Below are 18,569 nucleotides of genomic sequence, written 5' to 3'. Positions count from 1 at the left end.
CCGCTCTTTTAAATGAAAAAGCCGTCTGAATTTTCAGACGACCTTTTCATTATTTCAAATTCGCTTTAAAGAATTGCTCAAATTTATCGTATGGAATTTTGCCTGCTTAATTGTCGTATAAATCTGTATAGCTAGCGCTCGGTATAATATACAACTCTCTGTTTTTTTTATTAACAATGCTTTAAACACATCTTCACTGAAATAACGGGAATACGCTTTTTCGCAGTGGAAAATCAACGCTGTTGCTCTCAATTCTTTTGCGTGCCGATTGGGACGATTTATACGACCGCTTCCGCCAATGCTTTCCGCGCGCCTGCCGCCGCGCTACCGAAGACTTGCTGCGCGCCAAGCTCGTCGCCCCCGATTTTGTCGCCGTTGCCTGTGATGAAGACGAAGAACTGATTGCCCCCAGCCTCACGGCCGAACAACTGCAACGGCATTTCCCTGAATTTGTGTAACTTTCAGCAAGTAGGTCAAATTATAGTGGATTAAATTTAAATCAGGACAAGGCGACGAAGCCGCAGACAGTACAAATAGTACGGCAAGGCGAGGCAACGCCGTACTGGTTTAAATTTAATCCACTATAAAAACCCAACTTCCACCAAAACCTCTGTCTAACCCGCCGCCGTTTCAGACGACCTGCCGAAATTATTGAAACGTGAGCCGCGCCGCTTTGTCGAAGTTGCAAAGGATATTTATGATGCAGCCTGAACATACTCCCTTAATCGAATTTAAAAACGTCAGCAAACGCTACGACAACCACACCGCCGTAAACGAACTGAACCTCACCATTTACCAAGGCGAGTTTTTCGTGTTGGTGGGCGGCTCCGGCAGCGGCAAATCCACCACGCTGCGCATGATTAACGCGCTGACCGAGCCGACCGACGGCGATGTTTATTTCAACAGCAGGCGTATCAAAGATTACGACATCCGCGGGCTGCGCCACCGCATCGGCTATGTGCTGCAACAAATCGCCCTATTCCCCACTATGACCGTGCGGCAGAACATCGAGCTGATGCCCGACATTTTGGGCTGGGACAAACCGAAGCGCACATCGCGCGTGAACGAGCTGCTCGAGCTGGTCGGTATGCCACCCGAAACCTACCTAAACCGCTATCCGCACGAACTCTCCGGCGGCGAACAGCAGCGCATCGGTATCCTGCGTGCCATCGCTGCCAAACCCGACATCTTGTTGATGGACGAACCCTTTTCCGCCCTCGACCCGCTCGCCCGCGCTTCCCTTCAGGAAACGGTTTCCCTGATTCACAAAAAACTCGGCACCACCATCGTTTTCGTTACCCACGACATGAACGAAGCCGCCAAGCTCGCCTGCCGCATCGGCGTGATGCACCAAGGCAGGCTGGTGCAAGTCGATACGCCGCAGGATATTCAAAACCATCCGGCGGATGATTATGTGCGCTCCATGTTCGGCGCGGCTCAGCCGGAAAACACTGCCTCCGCCGAGGAAGTCATCAACCTTTACCGCCGTTTGGACGCGGACGGCAAGGCGCGGGTAAGGGAACACTGGGCAAAAGAAGAAAACAAAGAAAATTAGAAAAAGGGTCGTCTGAAAACGTCAAAAGGGTTTGAGGCAGCTTGCGATATTTGTTTGAACGCTGCCGAAACGTCGTTTTCAGACGACCTTTTCCCAATCCGTATCCCGATATTGTTATAATCCGAGCTGTCCGGACAACCACCGATTTATATCCATATGAACACCTTCATCCTCCACGACACACGCCCTTATCCGCAGACTCCGGTTAAAAACCATTTACTGGTGAACGCCTCCCTGCTCGCACACGGCACGACCGCCGCAACCCGCAAGATTGCTGTGGGACAGCTGCAAACCGAAATCCGCAGCCAGCTCCATCAAAACTACTACGTCAACTTGTCTGTCGCCATGACCATGGCACCCGATGTAGAGACCTACAACGCGCTGATGCAGAGCATCAATCAAGTCTTATCCGCCGAAAACGACGACGAAGCCCAATGGTTTGCCCTGCCGGTCGTCATCGTCGCCGGCTGCAAACAAGAGCGCACGCTGCCCCTGACGCTGCCTACCGAAGCACTGACCGCCTGCTTGTCCAACTATCCCCACTTGCGCGCCTTAACGCAAAACACCCAATGGCTGCCCTTCCTCGCCCATTCAGACGACCTCAGCGGCATCACACCCGAACAATGGTGGAATGCGAAACAAAACAGCGAATCCGCCGCCGCGTTCCTGCAAACCTTTGAAGACAAACCGTTGATCTGCCCCGAAGGGCAATCCGTCCATGTCGTGTACGCCTTGGGCTACGGCGATAAAAACCTGCAAAACGCATTGGGCGTCAATCTGCAACAGGCAGGTCTGCCGCTGATGCAGGTTTGGCAGGAAAGCCTTGCCGCCGACGGCGTTACCCTTTTCACCAATCCGCTGTCCCCAAACACCCCGCTCCAAGCTCTGACCGACGGCAGCCACACCCGTCAGCGCATGGCGATGGACGTGTTCGCCACCAACGCCATCCGCGCCATCCGTATGCAGAGTCCGCGCGTCGGCGTCGTCATCGCCGCAAGGGCGGGCGGGCAGATTCTGTTCGGTTTCAACGCAACCGACAGCGCGTTTGAAGTCGTCCCGCAAGTGTTCGTATGGAACCTTTCGTCTTCCGACAACATCGCCGTCATCCAACACAACTTCCTCGACCTGATGGCGGAATGCCGCGTCGAGCATATCCGCATCCTGCACGACGTTTTACCGGAAAATGCCGACCTGCCGACCTACGCGCAATCCCTGTCCCTAGACGGACACAACCCATTCTTCTCCGAACACGCCTAAACCGCCTATGAAAAACCATTCCGTACTCTTCGTCTGCCTCGGCAACATCTGCCGCTCCCCCATGGCGGAATACGTCCTGCGCCACCGCGCCCGCGAAGCAGGCGTAGCCCACCGCGTCCGCACCGACAGCGCAGGCACATCAGGCTGGCACGACGGCGAAAACATGCACCAAGGCACGCGCAAAACCCTCGCCGCCCACGGCATCGACCATCAAGGTTTTACCAGCAGCAAAGTGCGTTCCGAAGATTTCGATGAATTCGACTTCATCATCGCCATGGACGACAACAACCTCGCCGAATTGGAAAAAATGTTCGGCAAACACCCCGACAAAATCTTCAAACTCACCGACCTCATCCCCGAAAGCGGCTACCGCCACGTCCCCGACCCGTGGTACACCGGCGACTTTGACGAAACCTTCAGACTTGTGGACGCAGGCAGCATCGCGCTGCTGAAAAAGCTGGGTTTGGTTTGAATTGGATTACACAGCGTTTAAAGTTGAACACAACAAGATAAAAGGTCGTCTGAAACCTAAAATTTAGGTTTCAGACGACCTTTTATAGTGGATTAAATTTAAATCAGGACAAGGCGACGAAGCCGCAGACAGTACAGATAGTACGGAACCGATTCACTTGGTGCTTCAGCACCTTAGAGAATCGTTCTCTTTGAGCTAAGGCGAGGCAACGCCGTACTGGTTTAAAGTTAATCCACTATATCTATGCCGGATTATGAGGGCTGTCCGATTTTCCTGACCTTTTTAGTATGCAAACGCGCAATAATCATCAAACAGGAGACAACGAAATAGACACCAGCAGCAAACATAAACAGCATACTTATCAAGCCTTGCGCCATGTCTCCGCAACACGGCGGCGTCGAATTGCTCCAATACCAAAACAGATAAAAGCCATTAAAGAGCGATGTTACCAAAAGAGAGGCAAGAAAATATCTCTTGAAATAAAGATAAGGCAGGCAGAGAAAAAATTGCACCAACAAAGCAAATCCAGCAACTTCGAGCGCCTCCTTCGGTTCATTCACCCCTAAATCAAAATATTGCGCCCAAGCATAAGACCATAAGGTCATAACGATGACAATCACAACCGCCACGATCAATAAAGAAAAAATCCGCTGTTGCTTGTTTTGAAATTGAAAAAACACGATACGTTCAAACCTCCTCAAAGCGCGACTTTCAAGCCCATTGATATTATAGTGGATTAACAAAAATCAGGACAAGGCGACGAAGCCGCAGACAGTACAGATAGTACGGAACCGATTCACTTGGTGCTTCAGCACCTTAGAGAATCGTTCTCTTTGAGCTAAGGCGAGGCAACGCCGTACTGGTCTAAAGTTAATCCACTATAAGGGTTCGATTTTTATTCAAAACCCTTATTCAGTCAACATGACGCCGCTGATTTCAACCCGCTTTTTCAGACGACCTCTTACCCTTTAGACAACAATACCGTCAAACCGCACTCGCCGCCCCATGCGCCTTGGTTTCCTATACAATATCGCGCAATACAAACCTACCCTACCACCATGTCCAAAAAAATCCTCATCATCACCCCGAGCTGGATCGGCGACTGCGTCATGACCCAGCCGCTTTACCGCCGCCTGCACGAACTCCATCCCGGCTGCACCATAGACGCATTCGCGCCCAAATGGTCGATGGCGGTGTTCGAGCGTATGCCCGAAATCAACCGCATTATTGAAAACCCGTTCGGACACGGCGCGTTAGAGTTGAAAAAACGCTGGCGTATCGGGCGCGAACTGGGTAAACAAGGTTACGACCAAGTCATCGTCCTGCCCGGTTCGCTCAAATCCGCCCTCATCGCCTTCGCCACCGGCATCAAGCAGCGCACCGGCTACGTCGGCGAATCGCGCTATCTGCTGCTCAACGACATCCGCAAACTCGACAAAGCCGCCCTGCCCCTGATGGTTGACCGCTACACCGCCCTCGCACACCCGACGCAGGCGGACTTCAACGGGCATTCCGACAACCCGCGTTTCACCATTTCCCCCGAAAGCCGCGCCGCCGCGCTTGCCAAATATGGCTTAAACACCGACAAACCCGTTCTCGCCTTCTGTCCGGGTGCGGAATACGGCCCTGCCAAACGCTGGCCCGCGCGCCATTTCGCCGAACTCGGCCGCCGCTATCTGGCGGAAGGCTGGCAGGTTTGGCTCTTTGGTTCGCAAAAAGATTTCGACATCGCCGAAGAAATCAACCGACTTTCAGACGACCTCTGTACCAACCTTTGCGGCAAAACCAACCTTTCCGAAGCGATTGACCTGCTTTCCTGCGCCGACACCGTCGTCTGTAACGACAGCGGCCTGATGCACCTCGCCGCCGCCCTCGACCGCAAACTCGTCGCCGCCTACGGCTCGTCCAGCCCCGACCACACCCCGCCATTGAGCCAAAAAGCCAAAATCGTCAGCCTGCACCTCGAATGCTCGCCCTGCTTCAAACGCGAATGCCCGTTGGGACACACCGACTGCCTGAACAAGCTCACGCCGGACATGGTTCAAAAAGCGGCGGAAGAATTGGCGCAAACTCAATCCGAATAAGCCATCAGACCATAATCCCTGAATCGCAAACGATATATAGTGGATTAACAAAAATCAGGACAAGGCGACGAAGCCGCAGACAGTACAGATAGTACGGCAAGGCGAGGCAACGCCGTACTGGTTTAAAGTTAATCCACTATAGTTTGCCACTTTGCTGCCCTTTATTTACAAGAGCCGCCATACGACAAAAGGTCGTCTGAAACCTTACTCCGGTTTTCAGACGACCTTTTAGATTCGCTCAAAAGCTTTGTCTTCAATCTTGCAACGCGGCGGCGATTTCGTTGCGCAGTTTGTTTAAAAACCTGCCGTGGCGCACCCATTGTGCGGCGGCTTCGTGATCTTTCTCTGCAAAGGCAGTCCGCAAATCTTGATACAGCTTGTCTTGTTCGCGGCTGATTTCTTGGTCCAACGCGCGCAGGGCTTCGTTGTTTTGCTCCATTTGCGCATCCATCAGCGTTTCGCGCCATTCCATTTGCTGCATGAGAAATTCAGGTGCGAAAGAAGTATGTTCCGGCGCATCGGCATCAATGCCCTGCGCTTTCAGAAGGTACGCGGCGCGGTCGATGGGATTTTTCAAAGTGCGGTAGGCATCGTTGATGGTGGAAGACATCATCACTGCCTGCTTTTGCTCGAAGGCGGAGGCGGACGCGAATTTGTCGGGATGGAAACGGGCAGCCAAGGCGCGGTAGGTTTGCTCCAAGTTTTCGGCGTCGATATCGAAAGCGGGTTCAAGCTGGAAGAGTGTGAAATATTGAGACATGGCAGGATAATTAATGTGAAATTTTCGGCAGAAGCCTGATTTTGCCTTATAATCCGCTGATTCTTAACCAAAAGGACTGAATATGAGCAGTAAAGTGCAGCACAATAAAGGCAAAATCCGCGACAATGCTTTAAAAGCCTTAGTGAAATCCGATTTATTCCGACACAAGGTCGAACGGAAAAGAAAAGGCAAAGGCAGCTACAACAGGCAGGAAGCGAAAAAATGGCGGGACGGGTTTGATACTGTCCCGCCACTTTTTTGTCTTAAACGTGGAAGCTCTCGCCGCAGCCGCAAGAGTCTTTGACATTCGGGTTTTCAAATTTGAAACCTTCCTGCAAACCTTCTTTGGTGTAATCGACTTGCGTGCCGTCCAGATAAACCAAGCTTTTCGGGTCGATATAGATGCGGGCGCCGTGTTCTTCGAAAATCAGGTCGTCCTCGTTCGCCTCATCGACAAATTCAAGGTTGTATGCCATGCCCGAGCAGCCGCTGGTTTTCACACCCAAGCGCACGCCCAAGCCTTTGCCGCGTTTGGTCAGGTAGTTGTTGATGTATTTGGCTGCATTTTCTGTGATGGTAATCAAAATATTTGTCCTTTTTATATAGATTGAAAATACTTGTTTTCAGGTCGTCTGAAACTTGAGTTAACTTTTTGGCAACCTGCGGTGCCGCTGACGATACAGCAACACAGCCCAAATCAGCCAAATACCCAGCCAAACGGGGAAGAGTGCTAACAGACTGAGCCAGCCATAAATACTGCCTGTCCAATTGAGGTTAAACGGCGTACGGAATGCAGAACCCAACCAGGTCCGAGAGGCTAAATATACCCGTGCAGTTTCGCCCCGTATCTCAGGACGCAAAGACAAGATTTCCACTTCGATATGGTTTAACCCAATCGGCGTATCCGCGCAGTCCAAACAGCGGATATCTATCCGCCGCCGCGCATGTGCTGCGCTTTTGCTTGTGCTTTGTGGCGTATAGACTTGATAAGTAATGTCGTCAGGCGAGGGTTCCACACTTGCCGCATGCAGTTTCGCCTGCCCGGATTCACGCTCAATCGTAATAAGGGGCGGTTGACTGTTTTGGATCGCAACATAGGATAATTTTACCCGAGCACCTTCTTTTAAAACAATGCTTTGCTGCGGAGGATAGTAATTCACCACCGCAAATAAAGTATATCCGACCAGCAGTATCAAACTATATGCGTAAAACAGTATTTTCGCGATACCGCATTTACCCCCATTTATCTAACCTTGTTCAATTTTCTGTTGTCTGTCGCTGCTGCGCCCAAACAACGGCAGCCTGCATGGCTGCACGGGCCTGAGGACTGTTTTTCCAACAGGTCGAGCCGGTCAATTTCGCGCCCTGTTCCAAAACATCGTCCAAATCCGCTGCCGCCAGCGTGGCAACATCATCCAAACCCATTTGCTGCAAACGCTGCAATACGGTTTTGCCTATGCCTTTGACGGCAAGCAGGGATTGGGCTTCTTCATCGGTAAAAGGCATTTCGTCTCCTTCGATTTTGCAGGCATATCGACTAAATATAAGCCTACAGCTTATTGCCCTCTCCCTAACCCTCTCCCGCGGGGAGAGGGAATAGATTGGCAGGCAGTCCCAAATTTGGCGGCAACTTCAAAAGGATTAAGTTTCTGTGTCCTTACCCTCTTCTTCACGAGAGAAGGCATGCCGTCTCTTTTGATTTTGCAGGGATATCGACTAAATATAAGCCTACGGCTTATCGCCCTCTCCCTAACCCTCTCCCGCAGGGAGAGGGGATAGATTGGCAGGCAGTCCCAAATTTGGCGGCAACTTCAAAAGGATTAAGTTTTTGTACCGTTACCCTCTTCTTCACGAGAGAGGGAACAAGTCGTCGGTTTTGTTTTTCCGAAACCCCTAGAGCTTTCAGAAATCCTACAAACGTCTTCCGACAAAGCGCCAACCGAATCGGGTTATTTGTTTTCCTGACGTTTGCGATAGTCGGCAACAGCCGCTTTTACCGCATCTTCAGCCAAGATGGAGCAGTGGATTTTTACCGGCGGCAGTTCCAGTTCTTCGGCGATTTCGCTGTTTTTGATTGCCAGCGCGTCATCCAAGCTTTTGCCTTTGACCCACTCGGTAATCAGGCTGGAAGAAGCGATGGCAGAGCCGCAGCCGTAGGTTTTGAATTTCGCATCTTCAATGATGCCTTCGTCGTTGACTTTGATTTGCAGGCGCATCACGTCGCCGCAAGCAGGTGCGCCGACCATACCGGTGCCGACAGATTCGTCGTTTTTATCGAAAGTACCGACGTTGCGGGGGTTTTCATAGTGATCGATTACTTTATCGCTGTATGCCATGATGTGGTTTCCTTAATGTTTTTTGATGGTTTCAGTGGTTTGTTTGCCGGTTTTCAGACGACCTGAGTTAGATTTTGCACGCACCGCCTTCGCAGCCGTCGTCGTTTTCCGAATCGACGCCGCCTTCCACGGTAACGCCGTCAAAATCTTCAAGCAGGTTGTCGAGATTGTCGAGGTCAAGTTCTTGTTCGCTCATGAGCTGCATCCTTGATTTTAATGTGGTGGCTTTTAGGTCGTCTGAAAAGGTCTTTGGGGATTTTCAGACGACCTTTTTTATTTATAGGTAGGTTGGGTTATTAAACCCAACATTTAGGGCAGATTGATAGGCTTATTGGGTTTTCAACCCAACCTACGCTTGCTATTACAATTTTTTCATCAGCCATTTACAAAAGCACATTCCAAAATTGTTTGGGGTTTGCCGTTAACATTAATCGGTTTCAGTTTTGCTTGCAGGGTTTCGTATTCTTCTAAAATCAAACTGTATTTTCGAACAGGACGGTACTTGCCTTTTAACACCTTGCGTGCCTGTTCCAGTGGTACATCCAACAACAAACGGGTGTAGCTGTAACCCGCGGTTTCTATTTGGAACGTCTGGCTGATATGAACCACAGGCAAGCGATAGTAAGTACCGCTGAGTTTCAAACGGGTTTGATCAAGAATGAACTGTTCTCCATCTTCACTAAACTCTGCGCGGTGCAAAGTCATCGGCGGGTGCGCAAGATCACGGTAAACATTTGGCAGATTGACTCTATTGGGATGATTCAAACGCAGGTTTTGATATTTAGAGTCCTTATCACTCCAGTCGTGGCTTACATCACTAAATGACTCCAACAGGTTTTCCAAACGTTTATCGAATTGGCAGCCGTTTTCAAATGATTTAAATATAGTTGACCAATCGGGTTGTGTCTGTGCTGAAACCAGCGGGGCAGAACATAGCATCAGACAAGAAAGTAAGTAGCGTGTTTTATTTTTTATAGTCATTTTTAGTATTTTTCTGGAAGAAGGTCGTCTGAAAAGGTCTTTGGGGAGATTTTCAGACGACCTTTTTCTATTTATTAAGTAGGCTGGGTTGTTAAACCCAACATTTCGAGCAGATTGATAGGCTTGTTGGGTTTTCAACCCAACCTACGCTTGCTGATTTTAAGAACTTATTGTATTTTCAACTCAGCCTACGATTGCTTAATAGTCTGCATAAATTCTATAACGTATCGCCTAACTTCTTGTAAAAATAATTCATTAGTTGCATGGTATTTTAATGGTAAGAAATCTGAATTTTTACTCAGACAAAAATTTATTTGATCGGTAACCAACTGACCTAAATTTTCATCATCCACTCTACTCAATTCCTTTGGACGATCATCGGCACGTTTAAATTGAACCCGCCTAATTAGAGATAACTCTGGGTGTTCTACAAATAATGGATTTTTTATTACTTTACTCTCTACAAATTTATTTAATTCCATTATTTTCTTTTTTGTATACTCGTCTAGATTTGTAATTGACTCATCCTTCTCAAGCCAATGAAATATCTTTTTACGTATATGCCGCTCTTTGATATACAATAAAATTTTGGGATATAAATTTTCATCTTCCATTATAGTAATCACTTCCAATGAACGAAAAAATAATGTTGATTATATTTTTTTATTAATTTCAACGTTTTTTATTAAACTGTTAGTTTTCGGTCTACACTTAGCTTTGTATCTCTATCGTACAATATAAATCTTACATAGCAGGTCATCTGAAAAGTCTTCCCTTACTTTCAGACGACCTTTTCTCTAGGTTAATGCGCCGCCCATTCAATTGAGTTCAAATCAATCCCGTCTTTGAACATTTCCCACAGCGGAGACAGTTCGCGCAGTTTGCCGATTTTGGACTTGATCAGTTCGGCGGCGAATTTGACTTCTTCTTCGGTAGTCATTCGGCCGAAGGTGATGCGCAGGGATGAGTGCGCCAGTTCGTCGTTGCGGCCAAGCGCGCGCAGGACGTAGCTAGGTTCGAGCGAAGCGGAGGTGCAGGCGGAGCCGCTGGATACGGCGAGTTCTTTCACCGCCATAATCAGGCTTTCGCCTTCGACGAAGTTGAAGCTGACGTTCAGGTTGTTCGGGGCGCGGTGTTCGAGGTCGCCGTTGATATAGACTTCTTCGATGCCTTCGATGCCTTTGAGGAAGATGTCGCGCAGTTTGCGGTAGTGCGCCATGTCTTGCTCGAGTTCTTCTTTGGCGATACGGAAGGCTTCGCCCATGCCGACGATTTGGTGGGTCGGCAGGGTGCCGCTGCGGAAACCGCGTTCGTGACCGCCCCCGTGCATTTGGGCTTCGAGGCGGACGCGGGGTTTGCGGCGGACGTACAGTGCGCCGATGCCTTTGGGGCCGTATACTTTATGACCGGACATGGACAGTAGGTCGATTTTAGCGGCTTCTACGTCAACAGGCACTTTGCCGCAGGCTTGGGCGGCATCGACGTGGAAGATGATTTTGCGTTCGCGGCAGATTGCGCCGATGGCGGGAATGTCTTGCACTACGCCGATTTCGTTGTTCACCCACATTACGGAAATCAGGATGGTGTCGTCGCGGATGGCGGCTTTGAGTTCTTCCAAATCGATTAAACCGTTTTCCTGCACGCCGAGGTAGGTCACTTCAAAACCTTGGCGTTCGAGTTCGCGCATGGTGTCGAGCACGGCTTTGTGCTCGGTTTTGACGGTGATGAGGTGTTTGCCTTTGGTTTTGTAGAAGTTTGCCGCGCCTTTGATGGCGAGGTTGTCAGACTCGGTCGCACCGCTGGTGAAGACGATTTCTTTGGGGTCGGCGTTAATCAGGGCGGCGATGTCGGCGCGGGCTTTTTCGACGGCCTCTTCTGCTTCCCAGCCGAATGCGTGGCTGTTGGAAGCGGGGTTACCGAAGGTTTCGGTCAGATAGGGAATCATTTTTTCGGCAACACGTTTGTCAACGGGGGTGGTGGCGGCGTAGTCGAGATAAACGGGGGTTTTGACGGTCATGGTTTGCTCTTTCTTTTTCTGTAATGTACTTAATGGATATGTGTAAATTGGATGACGTGGCTGCCGTCATCGCAGTTTTTCTGTTCGATGATGCTTTGCAGGGTAACGCTGCTGAGGTAATCGTTGATGGTTTTGTTCAGATTTTCCCAAAGGTCGTGCGTCAGGCAGGGCGCGCCGTGGTGGCAGTTGGCTTTGCTGCTGCATTGGGTGGCGTCCAGCTTGTCTTCGGCGGCGGAAATGATTTGGGCGATATTGATTTGTGCGGGAGGGGCGGCGAGGATGTAGCCGCCGCCGGGGCCGCGCAGGCTTTCAACCAGCCCGGCGCGCCGCAGTTTGCTGAATAGTTGTTCGAGATAGGAAAGCGAAATGCTTTGGCGTTCGCTGATGGCGCTGAGTTTGACAGCGCCGGTTTGCGCGTTCATCGCCAAATCGATCATGGCGGTAACGGCAAAACGCCCTTTTGTGGTCAGTCTCATGGTAGGTGCCTGTGTCGGCTTTTTTATAGTGGTGCGATTGTCTAATATCTGAGTGATTCAGTCAAGTATATTCACAAGGCTTCCGATTGTTTGTTTAAATGACTGTGCGAATTGATTTTTATCTCCCTAAAGATTTCTCTTTTTTATCTGAAACTTGAAGCTGAGGTCGTCTGAAAAGTGCTATTACCCTGCTTTTGGCGGGGTTAAAACCATTTGCTTTATAATTGCGATTGATATAGATTATCTAATTCATACTAAATCATTATGGTATTGCAAAAGGTCGTCTGAAACCGCCCTACTCCGTTTCAGACGACCCCAGCCATAACATAAGCAACCCCTTAACAGAGGCAATCAACAATGAAACGCGATTTGAGCAAAATGACCTGCATCGAAGACCTGCGCCTTGTCGCCAAGCGCAAAATGCCGCGCATGTTTTACGATTACATCGATTCAGGTTCTTGGACGGAAACCACCTACCGCGAAAACACTTCGGATTTCAAAGACATCCGCTTCCGACAAAAGGTATTGGTCAATATGGAAGGTCGCAGCCTGGAAACCAAAATGATCGGTCAGGATGTGAAAATGCCGGTGGCGATTGCGCCGACTGGCTTTACCGGCATGGCGCACGCCGACGGCGAAATTTTGGCTGCGCGGGCGGCGGAGAAGTTCGGCATTCCGTTTACACTCTCCACCATGTCCATCTGCTCGATTGAAGACGTTGCCGAAAACACCAGCGCGCCGTTTTGGTTTCAGCTTTATGTGATGCGCGACCGCGAGTTTATGGAAAACCTGATTAAACGTGCAAAGGACGCCAAATGTTCGGCATTGGTATTGACCGCCGATTTGCAGGTTTTGGGGCAACGCCACAAAGACATCAAAAACGGTCTGTCCGCGCCGCCGAAACCGACCATCGCCAATTTAATCAATCTGGCAACCAAGCCCGAATGGTGCATGAAAATGCTGAACACGGAACGCCGCACGTTCCGCAATATCGTCGGACACGCCAAAAACGTCGGCGATCTGTCTTCGCTGTCTTCGTGGACGTCCGAACAATTCGACCCGCGCCTGAGCTGGGACGACGTCGCCCGCATTAAAGATTTGTGGGGCGGCAAGCTGATTATCAAAGGCATTATGGAACCTGAAGATGCGGAAAAAGCAGCGCAAAGCGGTGCGGACGCATTGGTCGTTTCCAATCACGGCGGTCGCCAGCTCGACGATACCGTCTCCTCCATCAAAGCCTTGCCCGACATCGTCAGCGCAGTCGGCAGCGACATCGAAGTCTGGATGGACAGCGGCATCCGCAGCGGTCAGGACGTTCTCAAAGCATGGGCTTTGGGCGCAAAAGGCACGATGATAGGCAGGGCGTTCCTCTACGGCTTGGGCGCATACGGCGAAGAAGGTGTTACCCGCGCGCTGGAAATCCTATATAAGGAAATGGACATATCCATGGCGTTTACCGGCCATCGCAATATTCAGGACGTCGATGCCAGCATCCTGCAAAGCACGCGCTGGTCAAACGATAAGTTCTGATTGCTTTGAAACACCAAACCGGCGGTTAAACAGATTAACCGCCGGTTTGCTTTTTCATATAAAAAGGTCGTCTGAAAACTTTCAGACGACCTCATCATTATCAGGCATTCATCTTGTCTTCAAATGCCGCCAAAATCCGCGCGACTTCTTCTGCGTCTTTAACCGCCCTTACCTCGTCAAACAATTCCTGCGCTTCTCCAAATTCTTTCTTCATCATGCCCAGCCATTGTTTCAGACGGGCGACGGGGTATTTGTTGTTCGCTTCTTTGGCGAGACACAAATGGAAAAATTGGTTTATCCACACTGAAACTTCGGCGAAATCGGTATCGCGGACGGTTTCGCCGTTTTCGTATTGTTTGATTTGGCGCGCCAAATCGGGGCGGATGACGGCGCCGCGACCGAGCATGACACTGTTGCAGCCCGTCATCTCTTTAATGCCGATATAGTCTTTGAGGCTGAACACGTCGCCGTTGGCGGTTACGGGGATGGCGACGTGTTCGCGGATTTTGCGTATCCATTCCCAATGCGCGGGCGGTTCGTAGCCTTCGACTTTGGTGCGCGCGTGTACGGTCAGGGCGTAGGCTCCGCCTTCGGCGATGGCGGCGGCGCATTCGAGCGCGAGGCTTTTGTCTTCGTAGCCGAGCCGCATTTTGCCGGTGAGCGGGATGTGTTCGGGCAGGCGTTGGCGCAGGGTTTTGACGATGTGATGGATAAGGTCGGGCTCTTTGAGCAGGACGGCGCCGCCTTTGTGTTTGTTGACCATCGGCGCGGGACAACCGAAATTGAGGTCGATTTTGTCCGCGCCGAAGCGGACGGCTTCCAAGGCGTTGACCGCCATATTGTCGGCATCGCTGCCTAAAAGCTGGACGGTACAGGCCGTGCCTGCGGGGGTCTTGTTGCCGTTGGCGATTTCGGGGACGTATTTAAGCCAGATGGAACGGGAATGGACGGTGTGTGTAATGCGAACGAACTCGCTGACACATTCGTCGTAGCCGCCGATACGGGTCAGCAAATCGCGCATCACATCGTCCACCAGCCCCTGCATCGGAGCAAGCACAATTCTGCATTTTTCTTTAAATTCAGTCATTTGATTGTTTTCATTGGATTTTATTTAATTTTTAAAAGTGTTTATTTTGTATTATTCCGCCCTATTTCTGCACGTTTTAGCATTTTCAATGTACCATATATGCACCATTTTTATTTAATTTGTATATGGTGCAAATAATGGGAACGATAACAAAACGAACCAATCCGTCAGGTGCTATCGTATATCGGGCGCAGATACGGATTAAAAAGGCGGGCTACCCTGATTTCTCGGAAAGTCGTACCTTTTCTAAAAAGGCTATGGCAGTCGAATGGCTGAAATTAAGAGAGGCAGAGCTTGAAATGCACCCTGAACTGCTTTTCCGCGAGAAACGGCAAACATTATGCCCCACCCTTCGGGAAGCCGCCAAGCGGTATGCGGACGAAGTGCGAACAGAGTATAGTGATTCGAAGTTCAGGACACTGAATTTTGTGATGAATTTTGAGATTGCCGACAAGCGCATCGACCGGTTGCGTCGCGAGGATTTCACGTCTTATGCCTTTATCCGCCAACGCGGATCGGATGAATTGGGTCTGCTTCCGGTCAAGCCATCCACCATCAATTCAGACCTGCAATATTTGCGCTCGATTTTGAAGCATGCCCATTTTGTTTGGGGCTATCCAGTTACTTGGTCTGAAATCGATATTGCGATTGAAGGCCTACGGCGCGCGCGGGTCATTGGCAAAGCGGAAAAGCGCGACAGACTGCCGACATCAGAAGAATTGCAGAAGCTGACAGATTACTTTTATTTTTCGTGGAACCGCAGAAGCTCAAACGATATGCGCGTGCCTATGCACCTGATTATGTGGTTTGCCATATATTCCTGTCGCAGGCAGGCAGAAATCGGACGGCTGGCATGGGCGGATTTGGATTTGGAAACGCGTCAATGGCTGGTAAGAGATGTAAAACACCCGCGCGGAAGCAAGGGAAATCATAAGAAATTTGAAGTCAGGGACGAGTTAATACCGCTGATAGAAGCTTTGCAGAGCGAGAAAATCAGAAGACAGATGCAGGGAAACCCCGATTTGCTTTTGGGCGGGTATCAATCGAAAACAATCAGCGCACTATTTACCAACGCCTGCCGCGCCTTGCATATTGAAGATTTAAGGTTTCACGATTTACGGCACGAAGGGGCGACGCGCCTTGCCGAAGACGGGCTGTCCATCCCGCTGATGCAGCAGGTTACGCTGCACGGGGACTGGGAAAGCATGCGGGTTTATACCAATATCCGCCGCCGTCCGCGACGGTTGGATTTTGCCGAAGCAATGTCCAAAGCGTCTGAAAATTCCTCTTGACGGCGCGGCGGCTTTTAGTTAAAGTTCAGTTCGTGGCGTAGAAACCACACTACAGCGGCAATCACTCCGTCAATGTGATTTTTTTGTGTCTAGAATTTTCTTTCTTGTTGTTTGTTTCGATAGCAGGAAGTTTCTATGACCGCGTGGGCGACGAATACAAGACCCGTTTTCGGGGAATAAGTCCGCCCTACTGTAGAGGGTTTCTAACCACGCGGTCGCCCGATTCGGGCATTTAGAAAACTTCTACAGGACTATCAAAATGAACCAAGTTCAACACTTCAACTTCAATCAATCTCAAGTTCGCGTGGAAATGCACAATGGTGAACCACTATTTTGCTTAACCGACGTTGCGCAAATTCTTGAAATTCAGAATACAAAATCATCACGTTTTAATTTGAAAGAAGATGGGGTACATAAAATGTACCTCACTGACAAATTAGGCAGGAATCAGGAGGCAACCTTCATCAGCGAACCCAACCTGTACCGCGTGATTTTCCGTTCCAATAAAGCCGAAGCCATTAAATTCCAAGACTGGATTTTTGAAGAGGTCATCCCGACCATCCGCAAAACAGGCGGCTACCAAGCCAAATCTACCCCGTCCGTCAAAGACCAGCTTCCGACCCGCGACGAACTCATCCAAGTCATCTACATGCTGGGCGACCGCCTGCGCGAAATCCACGGCTGGGGATGGGGCAACTTTGACGACCATCTCTCCGGCAAATTCAACAAAACCCCGCGAGAATCAACGTATGGCGAACTTGTCTCCATCATCCGCTGGCTGCACAAACAGACTCAAACCGTAGCCGGTCGCCCCATCGTCGCCGGCGTAAACTGCCCCGTCAAACCCTTCGGCCTCGGCGCATCCCTGTCGCAACAGGCTGAAAGCCTGCCCGCAATGCTGGCGGCAGAGGAGAAAAAGCAACTCCCCGCGCCTGTTGTGGTCAAAGCTGCCGATTCAAGCGATGCCCAATGCAGAAAACGCGAGATTGCGGAAAGCCACAATTCCGCCATCGCCCGCCTGCTGACATACGACGGCGATACGTCGGAAATCGGGCTGGCGGAATGCGCGGCGGCAAACGAAATCATCAACTTGGCCAAGATAGTCAGCGACGCCCATGAGAACTTTATGTTCTGCAAGGAAAACCAAAATCAAACCGACGACAATTTCAAATGTGCGATGCTTGAATTGACGCGCCTGCAAAATACGATAATGGAACTGATCTGCTGCTGATGGCAATGGGACAAGCCGCCCGAACCTGTAATCTTTTCTTACAGGTTCGGGCGGTTGCTTATTCGGCACGCTGGCTGCTTACTGCATGACCATATGCCTGCCATTCCCTTAAATCGGCTGCATGTCCGTCGGCTGTTTCTGCCAGTCCTGCATATTTTTCAGCGCACTGCCCGAATAATAGCCAGCCTTGGGAATCTGACGCGCCATCAGATGCGGTGGCGGCGGTAGTGGTTGCGGGCAGGTTTCTGCTGCGATTTTGGGCGGCGGCGTAGTGGCGCAGGCGGTTAAGCTCAAGACGCATAGCGGCAACAGTTTTTTCAGCATTTTGTTTTTCCTCTTCTAATTTGGTTTGTCGTTCGGCAAACGCGGCGGCTGCCTTCTTCTCGGCAGAACGCGCCTGCTTTGCCTGCTCGATATAGCCGTCTTTCAGACGATTCGAAATTTCGGCAGCAGCAGCCTCCCGTCCCATGCGGTATTTTTCGGCACGGTCGAAATGCCATGCGGTAAAAATCAGGACTATCAGCAGCAATACGCCTACCGGCTTCCAGTATTTCAATAAAATATCCATTTCAGACGGCCTTTACTTTAAAACAGACAGGATTTCGGGCAGTTTCCACAAAAGCACGGTCAGCGGGACGGCCGCCAAAGCTGCCCACATAAACCGCCGCGCCCGCGCGGATTTGTCGATCAATTCAAGCATCTTGCGTATTTCCTTTCTAGCGTCCCTGCACTGCGCGGATAATATCCGGCATGTACGGAATAATGGGGAGCAGTAATATTGCAGTCCCTATCGAAAATTTTACCCATTTACTCTTAACCAGTTCGACCATACTCTCACTCCCTATTGCCTTGATTAATGCCGTTATTTCGGCTAGAATTTCCTTCACTTTCCAACACTCTCCATATTAAATGGTGAACAGAAACGCCACGATGGCTCTAAACATCGCGGCGTTTCGCTTTTTCAGACGACCTCAAGGATGCAGCCCGGGCAGATACACGGTTTTGCCGTTTTTCTTGGTTGCGGTCAGTATCTGGTTGCGTTGCGGGCTGTTGCGTCGGAAACCGATGTGTACCCATGCGCCGTCCCCGCGCTCGGGAAATTCGAGTATCAACTGGTCGAATTTCAGCGCGCCTTCATCACGCATTTTGATTAACAGTTTGGCAAATGCCAGCGAGGTCATGCCCGATGCGTCGCAATCGGCGGCAAGTCCGTGTCGGTGCGCCGATGTCGGGCTGCCACCGACCAATTTGTTCACCCGCTCGCTGCGGAAGCAGCTTGTTACGATAATCGGGCGACCGACGTATTCGCGGATTTTTTCAAGCTGCTGTGCGGTGTAATAAATGTTGTCCATTTCGGCGGGCGACGGTTCGTTCGGCACTCCTGCGCGACGAGCGGTTTCACTGCGTGTCAACTCGCGCAGACTGAAATTTTTGGTAACTTGCATTTCGGTTCTCCATGTTCTTTTCAAATAAAAAGCCGCCTAAACAACA

General features: G+C 50.4%; 23 protein-coding genes and 1 pseudogene. 10 read left to right on the top strand and 14 right to left on the bottom strand.

Going from position 1 to position 18,569, the window contains the following annotated elements; genetic code table 11:
* The first annotated feature begins 242 nt into the window (after positions 1-242).
* The 5 genes and pseudogenes from DBZ16_RS07875 to DBZ16_RS07850 all read left to right on the top strand — a co-directional run bounded on the left by DBZ16_RS07875 (position 243) and on the right by DBZ16_RS07850 (position 3,284).
* Positions 243-458 (top strand): hypothetical protein, encoded by a 216-nt coding sequence (locus DBZ16_RS07875; RefSeq protein ID WP_240600300.1) that lies wholly within the window; start codon positions 243-245, stop codon positions 456-458.
* A gap of 9 nt (positions 459-467) precedes the next feature.
* Positions 468-584: pseudogene (locus DBZ16_RS15830) on the top strand (IS5/IS1182 family transposase); the annotation flags it as partial.
* A 113-nt stretch (positions 585-697) separates the two neighbouring features.
* Complete coding sequence (locus tag DBZ16_RS07860) at positions 698-1,555, top strand: ABC transporter ATP-binding protein (protein ID WP_107813577.1); 858 nt, start codon at positions 698-700, stop codon at positions 1,553-1,555.
* A 156-nt stretch (positions 1,556-1,711) separates the two neighbouring features.
* Positions 1,712-2,812 (top strand): conjugal transfer protein, encoded by a 1,101-nt coding sequence (locus DBZ16_RS07855; protein WP_107813576.1) that lies wholly within the window; start codon positions 1,712-1,714, stop codon positions 2,810-2,812.
* A gap of 7 nt (positions 2,813-2,819) precedes the next feature.
* Complete coding sequence (locus tag DBZ16_RS07850) at positions 2,820-3,284, top strand: low molecular weight protein-tyrosine-phosphatase (protein ID WP_107813575.1); 465 nt, start codon at positions 2,820-2,822, stop codon at positions 3,282-3,284.
* 251 nt (positions 3,285-3,535) lie between these two features.
* Here DBZ16_RS07850 and DBZ16_RS07845 read toward each other — a convergent pair whose 3' ends face one another.
* A complete protein-coding gene (locus tag DBZ16_RS07845) occupies positions 3,536-3,964 on the bottom strand; it encodes a hypothetical protein (protein WP_107813574.1) in 429 nt (142 codons plus the stop codon).
* Positions 3,965-4,342: 378 nt separating this feature from the next.
* Between DBZ16_RS07845 and waaF the strand changes: the two genes are divergently transcribed.
* On the top strand, positions 4,343-5,368 hold the full coding sequence (gene waaF, locus DBZ16_RS07835; RefSeq protein ID WP_107813573.1) for a lipopolysaccharide heptosyltransferase II: 1,026 nt from the start codon (positions 4,343-4,345) through the stop codon (positions 5,366-5,368).
* A gap of 253 nt (positions 5,369-5,621) precedes the next feature.
* Here the strand turns inward: waaF and hscB are convergent, their stop codons facing one another.
* Positions 5,622-6,128 carry a Fe-S protein assembly co-chaperone HscB gene (gene hscB, locus DBZ16_RS07830; protein ID WP_107813572.1) on the bottom strand — a complete coding sequence of 169 codons (507 nt, stop codon included), beginning with the start codon at positions 6,126-6,128 and terminating at the stop codon, positions 5,622-5,624.
* 82 nt (positions 6,129-6,210) lie between these two features.
* Between hscB and DBZ16_RS07825 the strand changes: the two genes are divergently transcribed.
* Positions 6,211-6,432 (top strand): alternative ribosome-rescue factor A, encoded by a 222-nt coding sequence (locus DBZ16_RS07825; protein WP_080614271.1) that lies wholly within the window; start codon positions 6,211-6,213, stop codon positions 6,430-6,432.
* Here the strand turns inward: DBZ16_RS07825 and iscA are convergent.
* The 9 genes from iscA to iscR form a co-directional block, all read right to left on the bottom strand.
* A complete protein-coding gene (gene iscA, locus DBZ16_RS07820; RefSeq protein ID WP_003680782.1) occupies positions 6,392-6,712 on the bottom strand; it encodes an iron-sulfur cluster assembly protein IscA in 321 nt (106 codons plus the stop codon). The genes DBZ16_RS07825 and iscA overlap by 41 nt on opposite strands.
* Positions 6,713-6,772: 60 nt before the next feature.
* Positions 6,773-7,324, bottom strand: coding sequence for a hypothetical protein (locus DBZ16_RS07815; RefSeq protein ID WP_240600297.1), 552 nt, complete (start codon positions 7,322-7,324; stop codon positions 6,773-6,775).
* A gap of 61 nt (positions 7,325-7,385) precedes the next feature.
* Positions 7,386-7,634, bottom strand: a complete 249-nt coding sequence (locus DBZ16_RS07810; protein WP_107813570.1) for a recombinase RecA — start codon at positions 7,632-7,634, stop codon at positions 7,386-7,388.
* A 443-nt stretch (positions 7,635-8,077) separates the two neighbouring features.
* Positions 8,078-8,464 (bottom strand): Fe-S cluster assembly scaffold IscU, encoded by a 387-nt coding sequence (gene iscU / locus DBZ16_RS07805; protein WP_003674559.1) that lies wholly within the window; start codon positions 8,462-8,464, stop codon positions 8,078-8,080.
* A 67-nt stretch (positions 8,465-8,531) separates the two neighbouring features.
* On the bottom strand, positions 8,532-8,660 hold the full coding sequence (locus DBZ16_RS16515) for a hypothetical protein (RefSeq protein WP_276308303.1): 129 nt from the start codon (positions 8,658-8,660) through the stop codon (positions 8,532-8,534).
* A gap of 179 nt (positions 8,661-8,839) precedes the next feature.
* Entirely contained in the window at positions 8,840-9,583 is a 744-nt protein-coding gene (locus tag DBZ16_RS07800; RefSeq protein WP_240600294.1) for a hypothetical protein, read from the bottom strand.
* Positions 9,584-9,633: 50 nt separating this feature from the next.
* Entirely contained in the window at positions 9,634-10,059 is a 426-nt protein-coding gene (locus DBZ16_RS07795; protein WP_107813569.1) for a hypothetical protein, read from the bottom strand.
* Between the two features lie 188 nt (positions 10,060-10,247).
* Positions 10,248-11,462 (bottom strand): IscS subfamily cysteine desulfurase, encoded by a 1,215-nt coding sequence (locus DBZ16_RS07790; protein WP_107813568.1) that lies wholly within the window; start codon positions 11,460-11,462, stop codon positions 10,248-10,250.
* 29 nt (positions 11,463-11,491) lie between these two features.
* A complete protein-coding gene (gene iscR, locus DBZ16_RS07785) occupies positions 11,492-11,938 on the bottom strand; it encodes a Fe-S cluster assembly transcriptional regulator IscR (RefSeq protein WP_107813567.1) in 447 nt (148 codons plus the stop codon).
* 357 nt (positions 11,939-12,295) lie between these two features.
* Between iscR and DBZ16_RS07780 the strand changes: the two genes are divergently transcribed.
* Complete coding sequence (locus tag DBZ16_RS07780; RefSeq protein ID WP_107813566.1) at positions 12,296-13,468, top strand: alpha-hydroxy acid oxidase; 1,173 nt, start codon at positions 12,296-12,298, stop codon at positions 13,466-13,468.
* 100 nt (positions 13,469-13,568) lie between these two features.
* Here the strand turns inward: DBZ16_RS07780 and DBZ16_RS07775 are convergent, their stop codons facing one another.
* Entirely contained in the window at positions 13,569-14,555 is a 987-nt protein-coding gene (locus DBZ16_RS07775) for a tRNA dihydrouridine synthase (protein WP_107813565.1), read from the bottom strand.
* A 137-nt stretch (positions 14,556-14,692) separates the two neighbouring features.
* Between DBZ16_RS07775 and DBZ16_RS07770 the strand changes: the two genes are divergently transcribed.
* Complete coding sequence (locus DBZ16_RS07770; protein ID WP_070656627.1) at positions 14,693-15,847, top strand: site-specific integrase; 1,155 nt, start codon at positions 14,693-14,695, stop codon at positions 15,845-15,847.
* A gap of 259 nt (positions 15,848-16,106) precedes the next feature.
* Positions 16,107-17,078, top strand: a complete 972-nt coding sequence (locus tag DBZ16_RS16365; RefSeq protein ID WP_240600291.1) for a BRO-N domain-containing protein — start codon at positions 16,107-16,109, stop codon at positions 17,076-17,078.
* A 58-nt stretch (positions 17,079-17,136) separates the two neighbouring features.
* On the opposite strand, the gene DBZ16_RS07755 is transcribed toward DBZ16_RS16365, so the two are convergent.
* Positions 17,137-17,646, bottom strand: coding sequence for a hypothetical protein (locus tag DBZ16_RS07755; RefSeq protein ID WP_070857396.1), 510 nt, complete (start codon positions 17,644-17,646; stop codon positions 17,137-17,139).
* A 403-nt stretch (positions 17,647-18,049) separates the two neighbouring features.
* Complete coding sequence (locus DBZ16_RS07750; RefSeq protein WP_002261809.1) at positions 18,050-18,523, bottom strand: D-Ala-D-Ala carboxypeptidase family metallohydrolase; 474 nt, start codon at positions 18,521-18,523, stop codon at positions 18,050-18,052.
* Positions 18,524-18,569: the final 46 nt, after the last annotated feature.

Source organism: Neisseria sicca (genome assembly GCF_003044565.1).
Lineage (GTDB): Bacteria > Pseudomonadota > Gammaproteobacteria > Burkholderiales > Neisseriaceae > Neisseria > Neisseria sicca_A.
The sequence above is the reverse complement of the archived record's forward strand: the minus strand, read 5'-3'. Positions and strand labels throughout refer to the sequence as shown.

Excerpts from the sequence above, each read along its gene's own strand:
- DBZ16_RS07860 (WP_107813577.1), top strand. The coding sequence starts at position 698 with ATGATGCAGCCTGAACATACTCCCTTAATCGAATTTAAAAACGTCAGC.
- DBZ16_RS07855 (WP_107813576.1), top strand. The coding sequence starts at position 1,712 with ATGAACACCTTCATCCTCCACGACACACGCCCTTATCCGCAGACTCCG.
- DBZ16_RS07850 (WP_107813575.1), top strand. The coding sequence starts at position 2,820 with ATGAAAAACCATTCCGTACTCTTCGTCTGCCTCGGCAACATCTGCCGC.
- waaF (WP_107813573.1), top strand. The coding sequence starts at position 4,343 with ATGTCCAAAAAAATCCTCATCATCACCCCGAGCTGGATCGGCGACTGC.
- hscB (WP_107813572.1), bottom strand. The coding sequence starts at position 6,128 with ATGTCTCAATATTTCACACTCTTCCAGCTTGAACCCGCTTTCGATATC.
- DBZ16_RS07825 (WP_080614271.1), top strand. The coding sequence starts at position 6,211 with ATGAGCAGTAAAGTGCAGCACAATAAAGGCAAAATCCGCGACAATGCT.
- DBZ16_RS07810 (WP_107813570.1), bottom strand. The coding sequence starts at position 7,634 with ATGCCTTTTACCGATGAAGAAGCCCAATCCCTGCTTGCCGTCAAAGGC.
- iscU (WP_003674559.1), bottom strand. The coding sequence starts at position 8,464 with ATGGCATACAGCGATAAAGTAATCGATCACTATGAAAACCCCCGCAAC.
- DBZ16_RS16515 (WP_276308303.1), bottom strand. The coding sequence starts at position 8,660 with ATGAGCGAACAAGAACTTGACCTCGACAATCTCGACAACCTGCTTGAA.
- DBZ16_RS07795 (WP_107813569.1), bottom strand. The coding sequence starts at position 10,059 with ATGGAAGATGAAAATTTATATCCCAAAATTTTATTGTATATCAAAGAG.
- DBZ16_RS07790 (WP_107813568.1), bottom strand. The coding sequence starts at position 11,462 with ATGACCGTCAAAACCCCCGTTTATCTCGACTACGCCGCCACCACCCCC.
- iscR (WP_107813567.1), bottom strand. The coding sequence starts at position 11,938 with ATGAGACTGACCACAAAAGGGCGTTTTGCCGTTACCGCCATGATCGAT.
- DBZ16_RS07780 (WP_107813566.1), top strand. The coding sequence starts at position 12,296 with ATGAAACGCGATTTGAGCAAAATGACCTGCATCGAAGACCTGCGCCTT.
- DBZ16_RS07775 (WP_107813565.1), bottom strand. The coding sequence starts at position 14,555 with ATGACTGAATTTAAAGAAAAATGCAGAATTGTGCTTGCTCCGATGCAG.
- DBZ16_RS07770 (WP_070656627.1), top strand. The coding sequence starts at position 14,693 with ATGGGAACGATAACAAAACGAACCAATCCGTCAGGTGCTATCGTATAT.
- DBZ16_RS16365 (WP_240600291.1), top strand. The coding sequence starts at position 16,107 with ATGAACCAAGTTCAACACTTCAACTTCAATCAATCTCAAGTTCGCGTG.
- DBZ16_RS07755 (WP_070857396.1), bottom strand. The coding sequence starts at position 17,646 with ATGGATATTTTATTGAAATACTGGAAGCCGGTAGGCGTATTGCTGCTG.
- DBZ16_RS07750 (WP_002261809.1), bottom strand. The coding sequence starts at position 18,523 with ATGCAAGTTACCAAAAATTTCAGTCTGCGCGAGTTGACACGCAGTGAA.